The organism is Stenotrophomonas lactitubi (assembly GCF_002803515.1).
Lineage (GTDB): Bacteria > Pseudomonadota > Gammaproteobacteria > Xanthomonadales > Xanthomonadaceae > Stenotrophomonas > Stenotrophomonas lactitubi.
Genome location: NZ_PHQX01000003.1, coordinates 194,450 through 212,362, shown reverse-complemented (window position 1 = coordinate 212,362; position 17,913 = coordinate 194,450). Strand labels below are relative to the sequence as shown.

14 protein-coding genes are annotated in these 17,913 nt (G+C 64.2%); 2 read left to right on the top strand and 12 right to left on the bottom strand.

Going from position 1 to position 17,913, the window contains the following annotated elements:
- Window positions 1-45: 45 nt before the first annotated feature.
- The 12 genes from CR156_RS22510 to CR156_RS22455 all read right to left on the bottom strand — a co-directional run bounded on the left by CR156_RS22510 (window position 46) and on the right by CR156_RS22455 (window position 15,248).
- Window positions 46-948 (bottom strand): GDP-mannose 4,6-dehydratase, encoded by a 903-nt coding sequence (locus CR156_RS22510; RefSeq protein WP_100554671.1) that lies wholly within the window; start codon window positions 946-948, stop codon window positions 46-48.
- Window positions 932-1,969: a GDP-mannose 4,6-dehydratase gene (gene gmd / locus CR156_RS22505; RefSeq protein WP_100554670.1), complete on the bottom strand. Its 1,038-nt coding sequence runs from the start codon at window positions 1,967-1,969 to the stop codon at window positions 932-934. Before gmd ends, CR156_RS22510 begins: the two co-directional genes overlap by 17 nt.
- Entirely contained in the window at window positions 1,966-5,646 is a 3,681-nt protein-coding gene (locus CR156_RS22500; protein ID WP_100554669.1) for a glycosyltransferase, read from the bottom strand. The genes gmd and CR156_RS22500 overlap by 4 nt, the downstream gene beginning before the upstream one ends.
- On the bottom strand, window positions 5,643-7,064 hold the full coding sequence (locus CR156_RS22495; protein ID WP_100554668.1) for an FkbM family methyltransferase: 1,422 nt from the start codon (window positions 7,062-7,064) through the stop codon (window positions 5,643-5,645). The genes CR156_RS22500 and CR156_RS22495 overlap by 4 nt, the downstream gene beginning before the upstream one ends.
- A gap of 9 nt (window positions 7,065-7,073) precedes the next feature.
- Entirely contained in the window at window positions 7,074-8,336 is a 1,263-nt protein-coding gene (locus CR156_RS22490) for an ABC transporter ATP-binding protein (protein WP_100554667.1), read from the bottom strand.
- Window positions 8,333-9,127 (bottom strand): ABC transporter permease, encoded by a 795-nt coding sequence (locus CR156_RS22485; protein ID WP_100554666.1) that lies wholly within the window; start codon window positions 9,125-9,127, stop codon window positions 8,333-8,335. Before CR156_RS22485 ends, CR156_RS22490 begins: the two co-directional genes overlap by 4 nt.
- Window positions 9,128-9,164: 37 nt before the next feature.
- Window positions 9,165-10,424, bottom strand: a complete 1,260-nt coding sequence (locus tag CR156_RS22480) for a glycosyltransferase family 4 protein (protein ID WP_165781038.1) — start codon at window positions 10,422-10,424, stop codon at window positions 9,165-9,167.
- 47 nt (window positions 10,425-10,471) lie between these two features.
- Window positions 10,472-11,644: a cystathionine gamma-synthase gene (locus tag CR156_RS22475; RefSeq protein WP_100554664.1), complete on the bottom strand. Its 1,173-nt coding sequence runs from the start codon at window positions 11,642-11,644 to the stop codon at window positions 10,472-10,474.
- Window positions 11,645-11,767: 123 nt separating this feature from the next.
- Entirely contained in the window at window positions 11,768-13,138 is a 1,371-nt protein-coding gene (locus tag CR156_RS22470; RefSeq protein WP_100554663.1) for a pyridoxal-phosphate dependent enzyme, read from the bottom strand.
- Window positions 13,139-13,441: 303 nt separating this feature from the next.
- Window positions 13,442-13,678, bottom strand: a complete 237-nt coding sequence (locus tag CR156_RS22465) for a YdcH family protein (RefSeq protein WP_025878453.1) — start codon at window positions 13,676-13,678, stop codon at window positions 13,442-13,444.
- Window positions 13,679-14,001: 323 nt separating this feature from the next.
- On the bottom strand, window positions 14,002-14,886 hold the full coding sequence (locus CR156_RS22460) for an OmpA family protein (RefSeq protein WP_100554662.1): 885 nt from the start codon (window positions 14,884-14,886) through the stop codon (window positions 14,002-14,004).
- Window positions 14,883-15,248, bottom strand: coding sequence for a DUF4398 domain-containing protein (locus CR156_RS22455; RefSeq protein ID WP_089238584.1), 366 nt, complete (start codon window positions 15,246-15,248; stop codon window positions 14,883-14,885). The genes CR156_RS22460 and CR156_RS22455 overlap by 4 nt, the downstream gene beginning before the upstream one ends.
- A gap of 121 nt (window positions 15,249-15,369) precedes the next feature.
- On the opposite strand from CR156_RS22455, the gene CR156_RS22450 reads away from it, so the two are divergent.
- Both CR156_RS22450 and CR156_RS22445 read left to right on the top strand, forming a co-directional pair.
- Entirely contained in the window at window positions 15,370-16,497 is a 1,128-nt protein-coding gene (locus CR156_RS22450; RefSeq protein WP_100554661.1) for a PilT/PilU family type 4a pilus ATPase, read from the top strand.
- Between the two features lie 132 nt (window positions 16,498-16,629).
- Window positions 16,630-17,913: a putative DNA modification/repair radical SAM protein gene (locus CR156_RS22445; protein WP_100554660.1), complete on the top strand. Its 1,284-nt coding sequence runs from the start codon at window positions 16,630-16,632 to the stop codon at window positions 17,911-17,913.

Genomic DNA, 17,913 nt, shown 5'->3' with positions numbered 1-17,913 from the left:
TCCCCTGCCTGAAAAGCCTGACCCAGCAAGTGGATCAGGCCTCTGTCAGGCCGTTGTACCGGCCTGGTAAATCCAACGAAGCGTCTCGCTCAAATCAAATTCCGGCAGTGGACCCACCGCGGCAAGCAGCTTGCCATTGTCGCCGCGCAACGACTTGACCTCGTTGGCGCGTACGAATGCGGGATTGACCTTCACTTCGATATCGCGACCGGAGATCCGGCGCATGCGTTCAATGACCTCCTGCAATGAATGCTCCTGGCCGGAACACACGTTGTATGTCTGGCCACTGCCGTCCATCGCCAGCAGTCCTTCATAGGCAGCAGCAACACCGCGCACGTCGTTGAAATCGCGTGAAACGTCGGTGTTGCCCAGTTCGATCACATCGGCGCCGCGGCGGAAATGCGCCACGATCTTCGGGATCAGGAACTTCTCGTCCTGGCCCACGCCGGTGTAGTTGAACGGACGCACCAGGGTCAGCGGCAGACGATCGGCCCACAGGGCAGCCATGGCCTCCATCGCCATCTTGCTGACCGCGTAATCGTTCTGCGGCGACAAGGGGGCCTGCTCATCCAGTACGCCGGAAGCATTGCCGTAGACATTGGCACTGCTGGCCAGCAGCACATTGGCCGGCATCTGCTCCAGCGAAGCCAGTGCCTCCAGCAGGTTGCGCGTGCCCACCACGTTGACCCGGTAGATCTCGTCAGCGTCGCCATGGGCGACGAATGAGATTGCGGCCAGGTGCACCACCCGCTGCGGCCGTACTTCGGCGATGCGCTGCTTGATGGCAGCGCGGTCGAGCAGGTTGACCGGCGCCCCGGCATCGCCGGGACTCAGGTCGTGCACTTCGCAGCCGGCAACCCGCAGGCGCTCGATCACGTAGCGACCGGTGAACCCGGACGCCCCGGTGACCAGCACGCGCTGGCCCGACAACTCAGAACGAGAAGCCACGCTCGTTCCTCTTCAGGTCGGCCTCGACCATCATCTGGCACAGCTGCTCCAACGAGGTCTGCGGCTTCCAGCCGAGGATACGCTCAGCCTTCTCCGGATTGCCGATCAGCAAGTCGACTTCGGCTGGGCGATGGAACTTTGGATTGATACGCATCACGGTCTTGCCGCTGGCGGTATCGATGGCGACTTCATCGACGTCCTGGCCCTTGAACTCGACATTGATGCCAGCACCCTTGAACGCCATGCTGACGAAATCACGCACGGTTTCGGTGCGGTTGGTGGCGAGCACGAAGGTATCCGGCTGATCGACCTGCAGCATGCGCCACATGCCTTCCACATACTCCTTGGCAAAGCCCCAATCGCGCTTGGCGTCGAGGTTGCCCAGTTCCAGCACATCCAGCTGGCCCAGCTTGATCTTGGCCACCGAGTCGGTGATCTTGCGGGTCACGAACTCACGGCCGCGCAGCGGGCTTTCGTGGTTGAACAGGATTCCGCTGGAACCGAAGATATCGTAGCTCTCACGGTAGTTCACGGTGATCCAGTGCGCGTAGAGCTTGGCCACGCCGTACGGGCTGCGCGGGTAGAACGGGGTGTCCTCCACCTGCGGCACGGCCTGCACCTTGCCGAACATCTCCGAGGTCGACGCCTGGTAAAAGCGAATCTTCGGGTTGACCAGGCGGATCGCTTCCAGCAGGTTCAACGCGCCCACACCGGTGATCTGCGCGGTGGTGCTCGGCTGGTCGAAGCTGACGCCGACAAAGCTCTGCGCAGCGAGGTTGTAGATCTCATCCGGCTGGATCTTCTGCACCATCGCCAACGAGGCGCCCAGATCGGTCAGGTCGTACTCGACCAGGTGCAGGTTCGGGTGGTTGGTCACGCCCAGCTCATCCAGACGCCAGAAGTTGACCGAACTGGTGCGACGGTAGGTGCCGTGCACTTCGTAGCCCTTCTCCAGCAGAAGTTGGGTGAGATATGCGCCGTCCTGACCGGTGATGCCCGTGATGATCGCTTTCTTCGTCATTGCTTCTCTTCCAGATGATTGAACATGTTCGGAACCGGGCCCTGCCGGCGCTTGCGCACGAGTTGGCGCGCCATGGAATCCAAGCGGCGGGCCAGCGCAGGATACCGATGTTCGGCCCGCCATTGTGCGGCGCGGTGCTGTACCTCGGCCACGGCCGGAGTGTCTTCACGGCTGGCACGGAGCAGCTGCGTGAGGCCGGCCGCCAGATCGGCGGGTGAAGTGCCTGGCAGCCGATGCACGACATCGCCGACGTTGTCGAAGATGGCCAGCGGCGTTACCGCCACCAGGCGGCCCGATGCAAGCCCGTAGCGGACGGCCGCACTGGATGATTCGCCCGTGCCCTGGTAGGGGAACACCACCACATCGGCCTGGACCAGCTCCTGCATGCTTTCCTGGTCGCGCAGGAATCGCGTGACCATACGCACTCGCGATTGCAGTCCATGCTGGACCACGCGCGCCGCAGCCTGCTCGATCTGTTCACGCGAGACGCTGACCGGATACTCGGCATTGATCATGGCCAGTTCAACATCCACGCCCTGCCCTGCCATCAGCGCGACGGCGTCGATCAGCTCCAGCAAGCCCTTGTGCGGCAGGAAGAAGCCATAGGACACCACGCGCAGACGCGCTCCGACTGGCCGGGCCGGTGTTTCGGCCGGTTCCAGGATGCCGTGCGGGAACATTGCCGTATTGTGCTCGACGCCGATGTCCTTGAGCCGGTTGAGGTCATGGATCGAATGGACCAGCACCCGGTCGCAGCGCGCCAGCATGGGCGCCAGATCGCGCAGGCGCTTGCGCGGATTTTCCGCAGCGTCGACCGTGGCATGCATCATCAGGATGATCACGCGTCCTGCCGCCTGCTGACGATCCAGGAACGCCGCAAACGCCGGGAAATCGAAGAAGCCATATTGGAACTGGATGATCAGCGTGTCCAGCTTCAAACGCTCGACCTGCTGCTCCAGGCGCTCCAGCATGTCACCTTCACCCTGGCGCCAGCAGCGCACCACTTCCGGACCATCCTTGAAGGTGCGGTCCTCGGCCTCGGCCGCCAGGATCGCGGCGGGAGTACCGCCACTTTCCACCAGGTAGCTGGCGTAGCTGGCAACGCCGCAGCGGGTGTTCCAGCTGGTGACCCAACCGATCCGTGCCTCGGGCAGCGTCGGCTGGGCAGCGAAGGTACGTACATCGTGTTCCAGGCGCTCAGCGGCATCGGACCACTTGAAGCGGGACAGCAGCAACCGGCGCGCCGCGTCGACCTTTGCCTGGATTCGTGCCGGATCGGCGCTGCGTACCTCGCGCATTGCAGCGGCCAGCGCATCGACATCAGGCTCGGCCCAGACAGAATTGCGCAGGTTGAAGTGCGTCGCCGCCTGCACGAACCGATAGTCCACCATCCAGGCGGTATCGTCATTGCAGAAGTCCCGCTGTCCGCCCCAGTTGGTGGTGATCACAGGCAGCCCGCCCAGCATCGCCTCGGCCAACGGCAGGCCGAAGCCTTCGGCCCTGCTCGGCGCAAGCAGTGCATCGCAGGCGGCGTACAGGTGCTTGAGCTGGGCGTCGCTGACATCGTCCTCGATGATGTGCACATCGGGATAGCGCGGATTGCCGCGGCGCGCATCCGCCAGCCAGCGGTGCACCTCATTGTGCGGGTTGGCGAAGGTCTTGATGACCAGGCACACGTCATCATCGGCGCTGAACGCCTTGCCATAGGCCACCAGCATCGCATCCACGCCCTTGCGCGGGAAGCATGAGGAAACGTGCAGGAAGCGGAAACCGTTGCCGGGAACCGGATAGGTCATATCCGCCACGACCTGTTCCCAATGGTCCACGCCGTTCCAGCAGACGCCCAACGGTACCGACACACCGTTGTCGATCATGATTTTCTCGACATGGTGTGAAACGCAGGAAATGCCCTGCAGGCTGTCGTTGAACTCCTCCACCCAGTCCTGCGGGAAGCCACTCTCCTCCCACGGGTAGGCATGCAACAGGTTCATGCGTGCACGCGCGTCGGCCACCCGCGGCGGATACAGCAACCGGCTGGTGACATCCACCTTGTCCTCGGCCATGGCGACCACGGCTTCATGCAGCGCAGCCACACGGGGATTGCGCGCGAGAAAGTCCGCCGACGGCTCGAAATCGCCCGGGCCTTCGGTGGAATGCAGGCCAACGCGGTGCCCACGCTCGACCAGTGCTTCGGCCAGGCAGCGGTTGACCAGGGCAAGGCTGTAGCTGCTGTCGAAAGGCCCCTCCACGCGCCAGGCCAGAGAGGCAGGCAGCTCACCGCCCCGGGCAAGCGCTTCGTTGGTTGCCATGGCCGAAGAGATGAACGCCGCCGCCTGCTGCAGTTCGAACGGCTCGGGCTCACAGCCAACGTCCAGCCCACCCACCGACTGCACCAGGGCGCGATAGCTGGCGTCGAGCGCGGGGCGCGAGGTGATCCAACGGCGATCACGCGAAGATCGTTGCGAGGCGACGGCTTCCATCGCCTGCAACGCCGCTTTGGCCGAGTTGTCCCATGAAAACGATGCCGCCTGGCGTGGTGCATGAGCACGCAGCTCGTCAGCGAACGAGGTGTCTTCCAGCACCCGCTGCATGGAGCGGGCAATGGACGCAGGTTCCTTCGGATCGAACAGCGCGTCCTCGCGCCCGATGACCTCCGGCACACTGGTCGTGCCTGAACCGATGGTCGGCGCGCCACAGGCCATGGCCTCCAATGCCGGCAGACCAAACCCTTCGTGCAGCGACGGGAATACGAACGCCGCCGTCGCGCTGTACAGCGCGATCAGTTCCTCATCGGTGATGTAACCGGTGAACACCACCTGGTTGGCCACCCCCAGCTGCCCAGCCAGGACATCGAAGTTGCGGCGATCGTGCTCGGATACCTTGCCAGCGATGACCAGCTGGGTCGATGCACGCACAGCCGGGTCCATCAACGCGAAGGCGCGCAGCAGGCCATTGGCATTCTTGCGCGGCTCCATCGCGCCGCTGTACATCACGTAACGTCCACGCAGGTTGAAGCGCTCGTGCAGCATCGCCCGCTCGCGGTCACCGATGGCCATCGGCACGAAGTGCGGGGAGATGGCCGAGGAGATGTTGACCACGCGCGCCGGATCGATGTCCAGCGCCTGCAGGGCTTCCTGGCGGGCATGCTGGGAGATCGACAACAGCAGGTCCGCGCGCTTGAGCGACTCGACTTTGTCCATGTACCAGGAGCGCACCCAATCCGACGCCAGGTAGACCTCGGGGTTGAGCAGCGGAATCAGATCGTAGAGGGTTACCGCCGTGGCAGCCTGCACACCCGGCAGCTTTCCGATCGAGCCCACGGCGCCACCCTGCGAGCCCTCGAAAAGACTCGAGACATGCACAAAATCAGGCTGCAACCCATCCAGGAAAGCTTCCCACATCAACTCGGAACTACTGCGGCGCCACGCATTGCCCGCATTCGGCCAGCCGACGCGACTGAAGGTCTCGAACTGGCGGATGCGTTCTTGTGGCACCAGGCCATCCAGGGCCTGCCGGATTTCGCCGATACCATCGGGGAAGGTACCGTTGACCGCCACCCATATTTCGTGGTCGCCAGCGTTGCGGGCCATGGCTTCGGCCAGTGAGGTCGAATAGCGGCCGATGCCACGGAAGCGGCTCTCGGTCTGTGCACCCTGCAGGTCGATCAGAACTCTCATCGGACGGCCCTTTCATTCCTTGAACGCTTCAGGTCTTCCAGCACCCGCCAGGCGCGGCGGTCCAGGTGAACGACCGTGACATCGTGCTCATTGCCTTCCATCGCTGCCAGGTGCCCGCGTTCAATCTCGAACAACTGCTCGTGGATGGCGATCTTCTGCAGGCGGTTGTAGAGGAAGGGAACACGCGCCACCAGCGGCTTGGCCACTCGCCGCAACCAGGGCGCTGCCATGGCGAACTTCAGCGCGCGCACCGTCAACGGGCGCAGCGCGCGCTTCATGCGGCCCAGAACGCTCGCGGACAGCCGGCGACGCACAGCACGGAATGGCCGGGTCAGCTGCCAGGAACGGCTGCTCTCGATCGTATTCAACTGCGCAAGAAGCTGTTCGTGCGCGAGCCACCAGCGATGGGCTTCCTGCTTGCCTTTCGCGACCTGTGCGATCAGCTCATGCAATTCGCCCAGGGCCTTCTTGTCCAGCAGCGTTCGTTCACGCTCATGTTCGGCCACCAGCGTCTGCTGCGCCACCGCCATTGCATGGACCGCACCGTCATACTCGCTGCGCAGCTTGTCCAATGCCCTGGAATGCTGGTCTGCGGCTTCGGCAAGCTGTATCCGTTCGTTCTCCAGCTCCTCGTCCAGTGCACGGATGCGGGCATCCAGCTCCTGTTCGCGCTGGCCGGAAACCATCTGTAGGTCGTGGTATGCAAGGTTGAGCTGCGAACAGAACTGCGAGCTGGAGCTGAGACTGAATTCATCGAATACGTTCGGACCGCTTTCGAATGCTGCATCCAGCTCGGGATGCTGTGGGCTTGCATAGAAACGGTTCAGCCCATCGAAATACACGAAGCGATAGCCCTTGCCCAGCAGAATGGGTTCCCACTGCTGGTGGGATTGTTCGGAGCTCAATGGCCGGGTGCTTTCCACCACGACCAGCCAGGGCAGGCGGTCATCATGCTGCCAGCCGCGCAGCACCAGTTCCTCGGCACCCTCCACATCGACCTTCAACCAGTGGATTTCGCTTGCGACCACCTGCTCCAGCACGGCATCGAGCGTGAGTGCCGGCACGCGCACGTCGGACACGCTGAACCCTGCATCACGGTGCTCGGCGGCGATGAGCGGATCGGTGGTGCTCAGGCCAGTATCGGCGATGTTGAAGAACTGCAGGATGCCCGGCTGGTCGCTGACTGCGACCTGCAGGACCACTTCCTCCGGCCGACGTTCGCGCAGAAGGTTGGCGTACTGAGGAGTGGGTTCGACATGCACGCCGCGCCACCCATGTTCGTAGAACATGCGGCTGACCGAATCAGTATCCGGACTCTGTGCGCCGACGTCGACATAACAGCCGTTGGGCACGTGCGACAGCGCGCGCCACAGCATCACGTCTTCAAAGTTCTGCGCGTATGAAATCAGCTTTGACATGATTGTCCGTCAGTCCGCCTGCGCGCCATTGGCCAGAGCGTGGCCGCGCTCGACACTGAAGTGTGCGTCAAGCCAGTTTGATCCGATGAAGGTGGTCTTGTCGGCATTCATCACCTCGAACACCAGCAGGTTGTCCACCCACTCGAAGTTGTCGACCATGTGGGTCTCGGTACTGACCAGTGCCGGCGAAACCGAATAGGATCCTGGACCCAGCGTGCAGGTGAAGTCGAGGTGGTAGACCAACCTTTCACCTACGCGCACGTCGCGCTGGACCTGACCGGTGTGCCAGGTGTTGCTGCCCCAGATGATCTGTCCCTGCTTGTCGCGCATCATGAAGCCCAGCACCAGGCTCGGCAGGTCTGAACCGACCTCGGCTTGCAGCTGCAGGCGCAGCTTCTGGCCTACCGTTGCCAGCTTGACCTCCTTGCCGGTCTCGCGATCAAGCAGCTCAAGCGACGCCACGCGTGCCTGGCCGGTCCCGCTGCGGGTGGTCACCCAGCCTGATTTGCTGCGGCGCTGCTCCACCGAAAGCATCTCGTTTTCCTTCTTGGCGATCAGCGCGTTGTAGAAGTCGATGACTTCGTCCGGCTCACCGTCCTTCAGCACCCGGCCCTTGTCCAGCAGGATGGCACGGTCGCACAGTGCCTTGACGTCACTGAGGCTGTGCGACACCAGCATGATCGACGTGCCCTGCTGGCGGAAACGGCGCATGCGGTCGAAGCTCTTGTGCTGGAAGTAGCTGTCACCAACGGACAAGGCTTCATCGACGATCAGCAGGTCGGGCGTAAACGCGGTGGCGACAGCGAACGCCACACGCACCTGCATGCCACTGGAATAGGTGCGCACCGGCTGGTCGAAGTACTCGCCCACCTCGGCGAACGCTTCGATCTCCGGCATCGCCGTTTGAATCTGCTCCTGCGAGTATCCCATCAGCCCGGCGGAGTGGAATGCGTTCTGGCGCCCGGTGAGATCCGGGTTGAAACCCATGCCCAGCTCGAGGATGGCAGCAACCCGCCCGGTGCGGGTCACCACGCCCTCGGTGGGCTGGGCGGTGCCGGTGATCAGCTTGAGCAGGGTGCTCTTGCCAGCGCCATTCTGTCCGATCACGCCGACGGCCTCACCGGGCGCGATGGTGAAAGACACGTTGCGCAGCACCCAGTTCTCTTCCTTGGGCCGGGTCGGCACGCCGAACCAGCTGGCCGCGCGGAGCCATTCGCTCCTCCAGACGCGATACGCCTTGCCAACGTTGTCGACCTTCAGTTCACCACTCATAGCGCATCCACCATTTCCGGGCTGGCACGACGGAACATCACCAGCGAGGCCAGAGCCAGTACCAGCGTGGCAACCATCAGCCACATCAGATCGCCCCAGACCGGCGGCTTGTCGAAGACCAGAACGTTCTGGTAGCTGGTCACCAGTGGCAGCAAGGGGTTGAGTCGGAAGATCGTCTGCACGCGCTCGGGCAGGATGGTGATGTGGTAGACGATCGGGGTCAGCCAGAACAACGCCTGCAGGACCACAGGTACAACCTGGCCGATATCGCGCATGAACACATTGAGCACGCCCAGCAGCAGACCCAGCGACATCGAGAAGCCCAGCGTCAGCAGCATCAGCGCCGGCAGCCACAGCACTTCGGCGGTGGGCATGTGGCCCATCACCGCAAACACGGCAAAAATGGCGACCAGCAGCAACAGGTTGTTCACCAGCATCGTTCCACCGGCGATGAAAGGCAGGCAGATACGCGGGAACGACATCTTCTTCATCAAGTTTCCGCTGTCGACGAACAGGTTCACCGACTTGCCGATGGTCTCGGAAAACAACGTCCAGCACAGCGTGCCGGACATCAGGTAAAGCGCATACCCGTACTTGTCATTGATGCCCGGCAGCTTGGCGGACAACACCTCGGACAGGATCGTGGCAAAGATCAGCACCTGCATCAGCGGGTGGATGATCATCCACAACGCACCCAACCGACTGCGGATGAAGCGCAGCCTGAGCTCGTTCTTGATCGAGGAGAAAATGAAGTAACGGTAGTACCACAGGGCTTTCAGCATACCCAACATGTCGAATCCTCGTGCCCGGCGGAAGTGGTTCTTGCGTTCATCGTTCTTGTCGTTCTAAAGACTGCAATCGTGCCTGCATCGCCGTCGAGGCAGCCTGCAAGCTCATGGTTTCCAGAATGTCGCGGCGCGCCTGCGCACCGATCCGCTGCGCCAGGCCGGGCTCACGCACGAGCCGGACCATCCACGCCGCCGCCGCAGGCACGTCAGCCTCGGCCCACATGCCACCGTCGACGAAGGGGTACTCCCCCGCCCCGATCGGCGTTTTGCGGAAAGGCACCAGGCAGCTGTTGCCATCGTTCATGAAGTCGAGATTTCCCGACCATGCCGTGGCGATCACCGGCTTGCCCCGGGCCATGCTTTCGGCCAGGCCCAGGCCCAATCCTTCGGCGCGATGCAGCGAAACATAGGCATCGGCCGTTTCCTGCAATGCATGCAACTGGTCATCGTCAAGCACCTGGTCGCGCACCAGTATGCGTCGATCACCGGCGGCCTGCTTGAGGAGTTCACGCAGCAGCTGCGGGTAACGGAACCCATTGCTGCACTTCATCATCAACTGCACGTTGTCCGGCGCACCGTCGAATGCCGCGCGGAACGCAGCCAGCACGGCCCAAGGGTTCTTGCGATGGATCGACGAATTGAAGTCGAAGCTGCACAGGAACACGAATGCATCGCTGTCCAGGCCGAAGCTCGATCGTGGCAGAGCGGCGCCCGGTTGCGGCACGATCGGATGCGGAATGCGGATGACCGGCTTGTCGGTCGCGCGCTTGAATGCTTCCTCGACGAAACTGGTGGACACCCAGACTTCGTCGACCTGTTGCAATGTGTGCATCCATGCGCTGGGCACGATATCCAGTTCCCAGAACCAGAATCCGATGGTGTAGGCATCCTGCGGCAGGCGTGGAGCGATTTCTGAAAACCGATCCGGGTTCACGAAGGCCAGGGTATACGGATACGGGGCACCACGGCCCAGCTGGTCGGACAGACTCTGGTCATTGCAGGCATGCGCGATGTCGATTCCGGCATCGTTGACGGCGACCGGATACCCCTCATCCAGCAACGCACGGGCATACATCCGCGCGGTCTGTCCCAGGCCGAACTGACCATGGATGTAACCGTAGAGATTGACACCCGGGCCCAAGGCCGGATCCGTCGGAGGAAATACCAGCGCATCCCCGGCCGCGTCCCGCCCGTTGCCCACAGGCAACGCCGTAAAGCGCGCCTGTTCCAGCCCGCGCGCCAACCACCAGCGGCGCAGTCCCCCCACGCGAGCGCGCAGGGCGCGGACCAGCCGGCTCAATGGCCGAACTTTCCCGTCGCTCCCGCCGTTGGCTGCCATTGCGCGACTCAACCCAGCGCCCGTTCCAGATCCACCTGCAGATCCCCCAGGTCCTCGACACCCACGCTCAACCGCACCAGCGCATCGCTGATGCCCAGCTGCTCGCGACGTGCCACCGGGATCGAGGCATGGGTCATCACCGCCGGGTGGTTCACCAGGCTTTCCACGCCGCCCAGCGACTCGGCCAGGGTGAACAGCTCGGTCTTCTCGCAGAAGCGCTTGGCGGCCTCGAAACCACCCTTCAGCACGATCGAGACGATGCCGCCGTAGCCGGCCATCTGCTTGCCCGCCAGCGCATGCTGCGGGTGCGAGGCCAGGCCCGGGTAGATCACCTTTTCCACCGCCGGGTGCTTTTCCAGCCACTGTGCCAGCGCCATCGCGTTGGCGCAGTGCGCCTTCATGCGCAGCGGCAGGGTCTTCAGGCCGCGCAGCGCCAGGAAGCTGTCGAACGGGCCCTGCACGCCACCCACCGAGTTCTGCAGGAAGGCCATCTGCTCGGCCAGTTCGGCGTTGTCACCGACCACGACCATGCCACCGACCATGTCCGAGTGGCCATTGAGGTACTTGGTGGCCGAGTGCAGCACCAGGTCCGCGCCCAGCTCCAGCGGACGCTGCAGCATCGGCGAGGCGAAGGTGTTGTCGACCACCACGATCAGGCCATGGCGCTTGGCGATGGCGGCGACCGCAGCGATGTCGACGATCTTCAGCATCGGGTTGGTGGGGGTCTCGATCCACACCATCTTCGTCTTCGACGTGATGGACGCTTCAAACGCCGCCAGATCGGTCAGGTCGACAAAGCTGAAATCCAGTGCGGCTGTGCGGCGACGCACACGCTCGAACAGGCGGAAGCTGCCGCCATAGATGTCGTCCATCGCCACCACGTGGCTGCCGGCATCCAGCAGTTCGATCACCGTCGAACTGGCGGCCATTCCCGACGCAAAGGCGAAGCCGCGGGTGCCGCCTTCCAGCGAGGCCACACAACGCTCGTAGGCGAAGCGGGTCGGATTGTGCGTGCGCGAGTACTCGAAGCCCTGGTGCTCGCCCGGACTGGACTGCGCATAGGTCGAGGTGGCGTAGATCGGCGGCATCACCGCGCCGGTGCTCGGGTCGGGCGACTGGCCGCCATGGATGGCCAGGGTGGCCAGCGCCAGCGCGCGGTCCGGGGAAGAAGCGTTGGACATGTCGTTTCCTGATTGGCGCCGATGACCGGCGCCGTCGAAGGAGCGGGAGTCTATCAGCGCGGCCTTAACGAGCTTTGACGCGGATAAACCGGGATTCAGCAGCGATCTGCGGCGATAAACGCCTTACTGAACGCGCCGACGCAGGTAATTCAGCAGATCGATGCGGGTGATCAGGCCGAGGAAGGCATCACCGTCCATCACGATGGCCACCTGGCCACGGTCGAACACCGGCAGCAGCGCCTCGATGGGCGACTTCACATCCAGGCGGTCCAGCTTGCTGACCATGGCGGTGGCCACCGGGTCGCGGAAGCGTGCTTCATCGCCATAGACATGCAGCAGCACGTCGCTTTCGTCGACGATGCCGACCAGCTGGTCGCCATCCATCACCGGCAGCTGCGACACGTCGTACAGCTTCATGCGCTGGTAGGCGGTGGTCAGCAGGTCGTTCGGGCCGATCACCACGGTGTCGCGCTGGCCATACGGGCGCAGGATCAGGTCGCGGAGATCACCGTGCTGCGGGCGCTGCAGGAAGCCGTTGTCCAGCATCCAGTAGTCGTTGTACATCTTCGACAGGTACTTGTTGCCGGTATCCGGCACCAGCACCAGCACCTTCTTCGGCGTGGTCTGCGCCTTGCAGTACTTCAGCGCCGCCGCCAGCAGGGTGCCGGTGGAAGAGCCGCCAAGGACGCCCTCCTTGGCCAGCAGCTCGCGCGCGGTGTGGAAGCTCTCGGCGTCGGTGATGGCATAGGCCTTGGTGACGCGGCTGAAATCGGAGATCGAAGGCAGGAAGTCCTCGCCGATGCCTTCCACCAGCCAGCTGCCCGACTTGTCGTTGAGCACGCCGTCGTTGATGTATTCGGCCAGGATCGAGCCGACCGGGTCGGCCAGCACCAGCTCGGTCTTCGGCGACAGCGTGGCGAAGGCGCGCGACAGGCCGGTCATGGTGCCGGAGCTGCCGCAGCCGAACACGATGGCATCCAGATCGCCGCCCATCTGCTCGAGGATCTCCGGGCCGGTGCCGAATTCGTGTGCGGCCGGGTTGTCCGGGTTGCCGAACTGGTTGATGAAGTACGCGCCCGGGGTCTGCTCGGCGATGGTCTTGGCCAGGTCCTGGTAGTACTCCGGGTGGCCCTTGGCCACGTCCGAGCGGGTCAGGCGCACTTCGGCACCCATCGCCTTCAGGTTGAAGATCTTCTCCCGGCTCATCTTGTCCGGCACCACCAGGATCAGCTTGTAGCCCTTCTGCTGGGCCACCAGTGCCAGGCCCAGGCCGGTGTTGCCGGCGGTGCCTTCGACCAGGGTGGCGCCGGGCTTCAGGTCGCCGCGCTTTTCTGCCGCCTCGATCATCGACAGGCCGATGCGATCCTTGATCGATCCGCCCGGGTTGGCGCTTTCGAGCTTCAGGTAGAGCTCGCAGACGCCGGCATCCAGGCGCTGGGCCTTGACGATCGGGGTCTGGCCGATGAGTTCGAGGACGGAAGAATGGATGGGCATTCGGGGGACTTCGGTTCGCGCCACGCAGGGCCGGACCGATGATTATCCGACGGATGGCGACGAAAGTCAGGCCGGTTCGATGCCAAGGCGGCGGACCGCGGAAAAAGGGATGCGGACGGCCCCGGATCGACGAGGAGACCGGTACCGCCCGCATCGGGGGACGTGCCTGCAGGGCCAAGGCACCACCGCGTGTGGTGCCTTGGCGCGACGCCGGCGTTCAGCGGCGCCGCGTTGCCAGGTCAGGAGTGCCTGGCGGGGCCATCGATGGCCGGGTCATGCCATTCCGGGCACGACAGGGGTGCGTCAATGCGTGGGGGACGACGTTGCGAGCGGTGTTTCATACATTCGCAGAAGGCGTTGCTTGGCCAGCAGCTTCTCGCGCTTCATTCGACCCAGGGTGACATCATCGATCGGGAGTACACCCAACTCCGCATCCATGCACTTCTTGTTCAACTTGCGGTGCTGGTCATGGAGTGCCCGGAACTCCGGATCGCGCGCGCGACGGGCGTCGATCTCGCTCTGGGGCTGATCTTCAAACATGATGGACCTCCTTCGACAGATACACGAACGCCCCGGCCGCAAGGCACGGGGCGTTGTTCATGGAGGAGTGCCGGTCGATGCCCACATGGGTGCCCACAACGACATGCGGCACTGGCCTGCGCACGTCGATCTGCTGCGGTTCGCGCCCTGCTTGCATCGGCCCGGCCCTCCCATCGTCCGGTCCGCGTTATTGCGTCCCGGACAATTGACCCTACGCTTGCTCTGGACCGGGTTCAAGCCCCTGCGGCAAAAAGACCGAACCCCGCCGAGGCGGGGTTCAGGCTGAATACTCAACACAACGAAAAACAAACGATATCAAGCAATTACGGGGCGATCACGACCTCGGCCGAGCGGGCCCGGGTCGAAGCGGCCTTCTTGCCAGCGACCTGGATCCGGCTGCTGGCGACGCCGGCCGAGACCAGCGCGTCGCGCAGTGCCTCGGCGCGCTTCTGGCCTACGCCATTGGCACTGTCGTAGGCCTCGATGCGGATCCTGCCCTTCTTGCCGATGTTCACGTACTCGGCCAGGGCCTTGGCCTGGTTGCGGGCGCCACCGGACAGGCTCGAGGCCCCGGCAGCGTAGGCGTCACCGGCAAAGGTGAAGACCTCGCCGCGCCCATCGAACTTCGAGCCCGGCAGCTTCTGCCCGGACACCAGCTCGGCTTCCTCACGGGCCAGCTTGGCCGCGTTCTGCTGGGCCGAGCTGAGGCGCTGCTGCTGCTTGCCGGCCACGCTGGTCAGGGCGTTTTCGGCATCCTGGCGGGCCAGGGTCTCGGCCTCGGCCGCCTGGCGCAGGCGTTCGGCCTCTTCTGCCTGCATCTGCGCCTGCATGCGCAGCTGCTCGGCTTCCTGGCGGGCGCGGGCGGCATCGCGGCGGCTGGCTTCGATCAGCAGGTCGCTGCGGGTGCGTTCCAGACGGTCCACCTCGCGCGCGGCCAGCGCAGCCCGCACGGCGGTCTCGGCGATCTCGACCCGGCGCTCGGCCAGATAGGTAGCCAGTTCCTGGTCGCGGCGCTTGGCCTTCTCCAGGGTCGCAATGGCCTGCTGCGCCTGCATGCGCTCGAAGGCGCCCAGCTCGGCGGTGTCCGGATTGGCCTGGATCGACAGCAGGCGCTGGCTCAGCTGGCCGACCATCGGGTTGTCCGCGGCCAGGGCCAGCGTCGGCAGGGCCAGCAGTGTGGCCAGGGTCAGGGCGGAGATCGTCTTCATCGGCGGTCCTCCCCGGTCGACAACTGGCGTTGCAGCTGGTTGACCTCGTTGCGGCGCAGCTGCAGCTGTGCGGTCGCCGTGGCTTCCTCGCTGCGGGCGCGGGCCAGATCGGCGTCAACGGCAGCGCGCAGGGCCATGGCCGGTGCGTTCTTGCGCTCGCGGCGGTCGCCTGCGGCACGCTGGGCCTGCTCCAGTCCCTGGCGGGCCAGCCCGATCAGGTCCGGGGCGTACTGGTCGGCATCGGCCTGGGTGGCTTTATCCACCGCCTGCCGGGCCTGCGCCAGTTCCAACGCGCCGTCCTGCGCCCAGGCGGGGGCAGAGAGTGCGAATGCAAACGCCATCACATACAGGCTGTGGCGCATTCGTGCGAAGCTAAGTCGTTTCATTGGGGAGGCCGTACCGGTTGTCGGTTCGCGGCCATTGTCGTCAAGCCGGTACCGTGCTTGCAACGGGCACCGGCAGTTTCGTTGGGGAAAATTCGCAATGGATATCGGCTACTTCCTGAAGCTGATGACCGAAAAGAACGCTTCGGACATGTTCTTGACCACCGGCGCGCCGGTCTACATCAAGATCGAGGGCAAGCTGTATCCGCTCGGCAATACCGGCCTGCCGCCGGGAATGGTGAAGAAAATCGCCTACTCGCTGATGGACGAGGGCCAGGTGCCCCAGTTCGAGCGCGAGCTGGAGCTCAACATGGCCATCGCCCTGGCCGATGCCGGGCGTTTCCGCGTCAACGTGTTCAAGCAGCGCGGTGAAGTGGGCATGGTCATCCGCGCCATCCGCAGCCGGATTCCGAGCATCGAAGAGCTCAACCTGCCGCAGGTGCTGAAGGACGTCATCATGACTCCGCGCGGGCTGGTGCTGGTGGTGGGGTCCACCGGCTCCGGCAAGTCCACCTCGCTGGCGTCGATGATCGATCACCGCAACAGCACCACCACCGGTCACATCCTCACCATCGAGGACCCGATCGAGTACCTGCACAAGCACAAGATGTCGATCGTGAACCAGCGCGAGGTCGGGCTCGATACCCACACCTTCCACGACGCGCTGAAGAATGCGATGCGTGAAGCACCCGACGTGATCCTGATCGGCGAGATCCTGGATGCGGAAACGATGGAGGCGGCGATCGCCTTCGCCGAAACCGGCCACCTGTGCCTGGCCACCCTGCATTCCAACAACGCCGACCAGACCATCGAGCGCATCCTCAACTTCTTCCCGGAAAGCGCGCACAAGAACGTGCTGATGAACCTGGCGCTGAACCTGCGTGCGGTGGTCAGCCAGCGCCTGGTGAAGAACAAGGAGGGGCGCCGCCTGCCGGCCACCGAAGTGCTGATCAACACGCCGATGATCCGCGACCTGCTGCGTCGCGGCCAGGTGCACGAGATCAAGGCAGCAATGGAGGCGTCGCTGGAAGAAGGCATGGAGAGCTTCGACCAGTGCCTGTTCCGTCTGGCCAAGAACGGCACCATCGACCAGGAAGAGGCACTGCGTGCGGCCGACTCACGCGATGGGCTGGCGCTGAAGTTCCGCCTGTCCGAAGGCGGCAGCGGCGAGCATGATCCCTATGCGGACTTCTCGGCCGGCGCGCCGAGCATTACCCACGGGTTCTGACCGCACGCCCGCCGGGCATGGCTAGGCGCTACCACCACGCGTCCGGTAGCGCCGGGCCATGCCCGGCGTTGTTTGCTGAATTGTTCACCGGCTGTCTCATCCAATGAGACCCCTCGTGCGTAGGTTCCTTCAATGGAAACCATACGCAAGCTGGCCATCCTTGCCGACGCCGCAAAATACGACGCGTCCTGCGCCTCCAGCGGCGCGGGCAAGCGCGATTCGCGCGCCTCCGGCGGCGTCGGCAGTACCGAAGGCATGGGTATCTGCCACAGCTACACGCCCGATGGCCGCTGCGTATCGCTGCTGAAGATCCTGCTGACCAACTTCTGCGTGTACGACTGCGCCTATTGCGTGAACCGGGTGTCCAGCAACGTGCAGCGCGCGCGTTTCAGCGTGGACGAAGTGGTCACGCTTACCCTGGACTTCTACAAGCGCAACTACATCGAAGGCCTGTTTCTTTCCAGCGGCATCATCCGCAATGCGGACTACACGATGGAACGCATGGTGGAAGTGGCACGACGGCTGCGCGAGGAACATCGGTACGCCGGCTACATCCACCTGAAGACCATCCCCGAGGCATCGCCGGAGCTTCTGGCCGCTGCGGGTCGTTACGCCGATCGCCTGTCGATCAACGTTGAACTGCCCACCGAGGCGGGCCTGGCCACCCTCGCCCCGGAAAAGACCAGCACATCGATCCGCGGCGCGATGGGTGAGCTGCGCTGGCGTATCGAAGAGGCCAAGGAGGCCCGCAAGGCGCCGGCGGTGATCGCCCCGGTATCCACCCGCAGCGCACGCCCTCGCCCTCCCCGCTTCGCACCCGCCGGGCAGAGCACGCAGATGATCGTCGGTGCCGACGGTGCCAGTGACCAGCAGATCCTGACCAGCGCCGACAGCCTCTACGGCAACTACCGCATGCGCCGGGTGTACTACTCCGCCTTCAGCCCGATTCCCGATGCGAGCCGCCAGCTGCCGCTGCAACCGCCCCCGCTGCAGCGCGAGCACCGGCTGTACCAGGCCGACTGGCTGCTGCGTTTCTACGGCTATGGCGTGGAGGAGATCACCGACACTACCCAGGGCGGCATGCTGGACCTGGACATCGATCCGAAGATGGCCTGGGCGATACGGCATCCGGAGCGCTTCCCGGTGGACCTGAACCTTGCACCGAAGGAGCTGCTGCTGCGGGTGCCCGGGCTGGGCGTGCGCAACGTCAAGCGCGTGCTGATGGCACGCCGCCACGGTCGCCTGCGCGTGGCCGACCTGGCCCGGCTGAAGGCACCGATGAGCAAGCTGCTGCCGTTCGTGCAGCTGGCCGACCACCATCCCCGCAACGCGCTGGATGATCCGACGGCGCTGCGCGCGAAGCTGGCCCCACCGCCGCGCCAGGGCTCGCTGTTCGATGCCGCGCCCGCTGTCTGA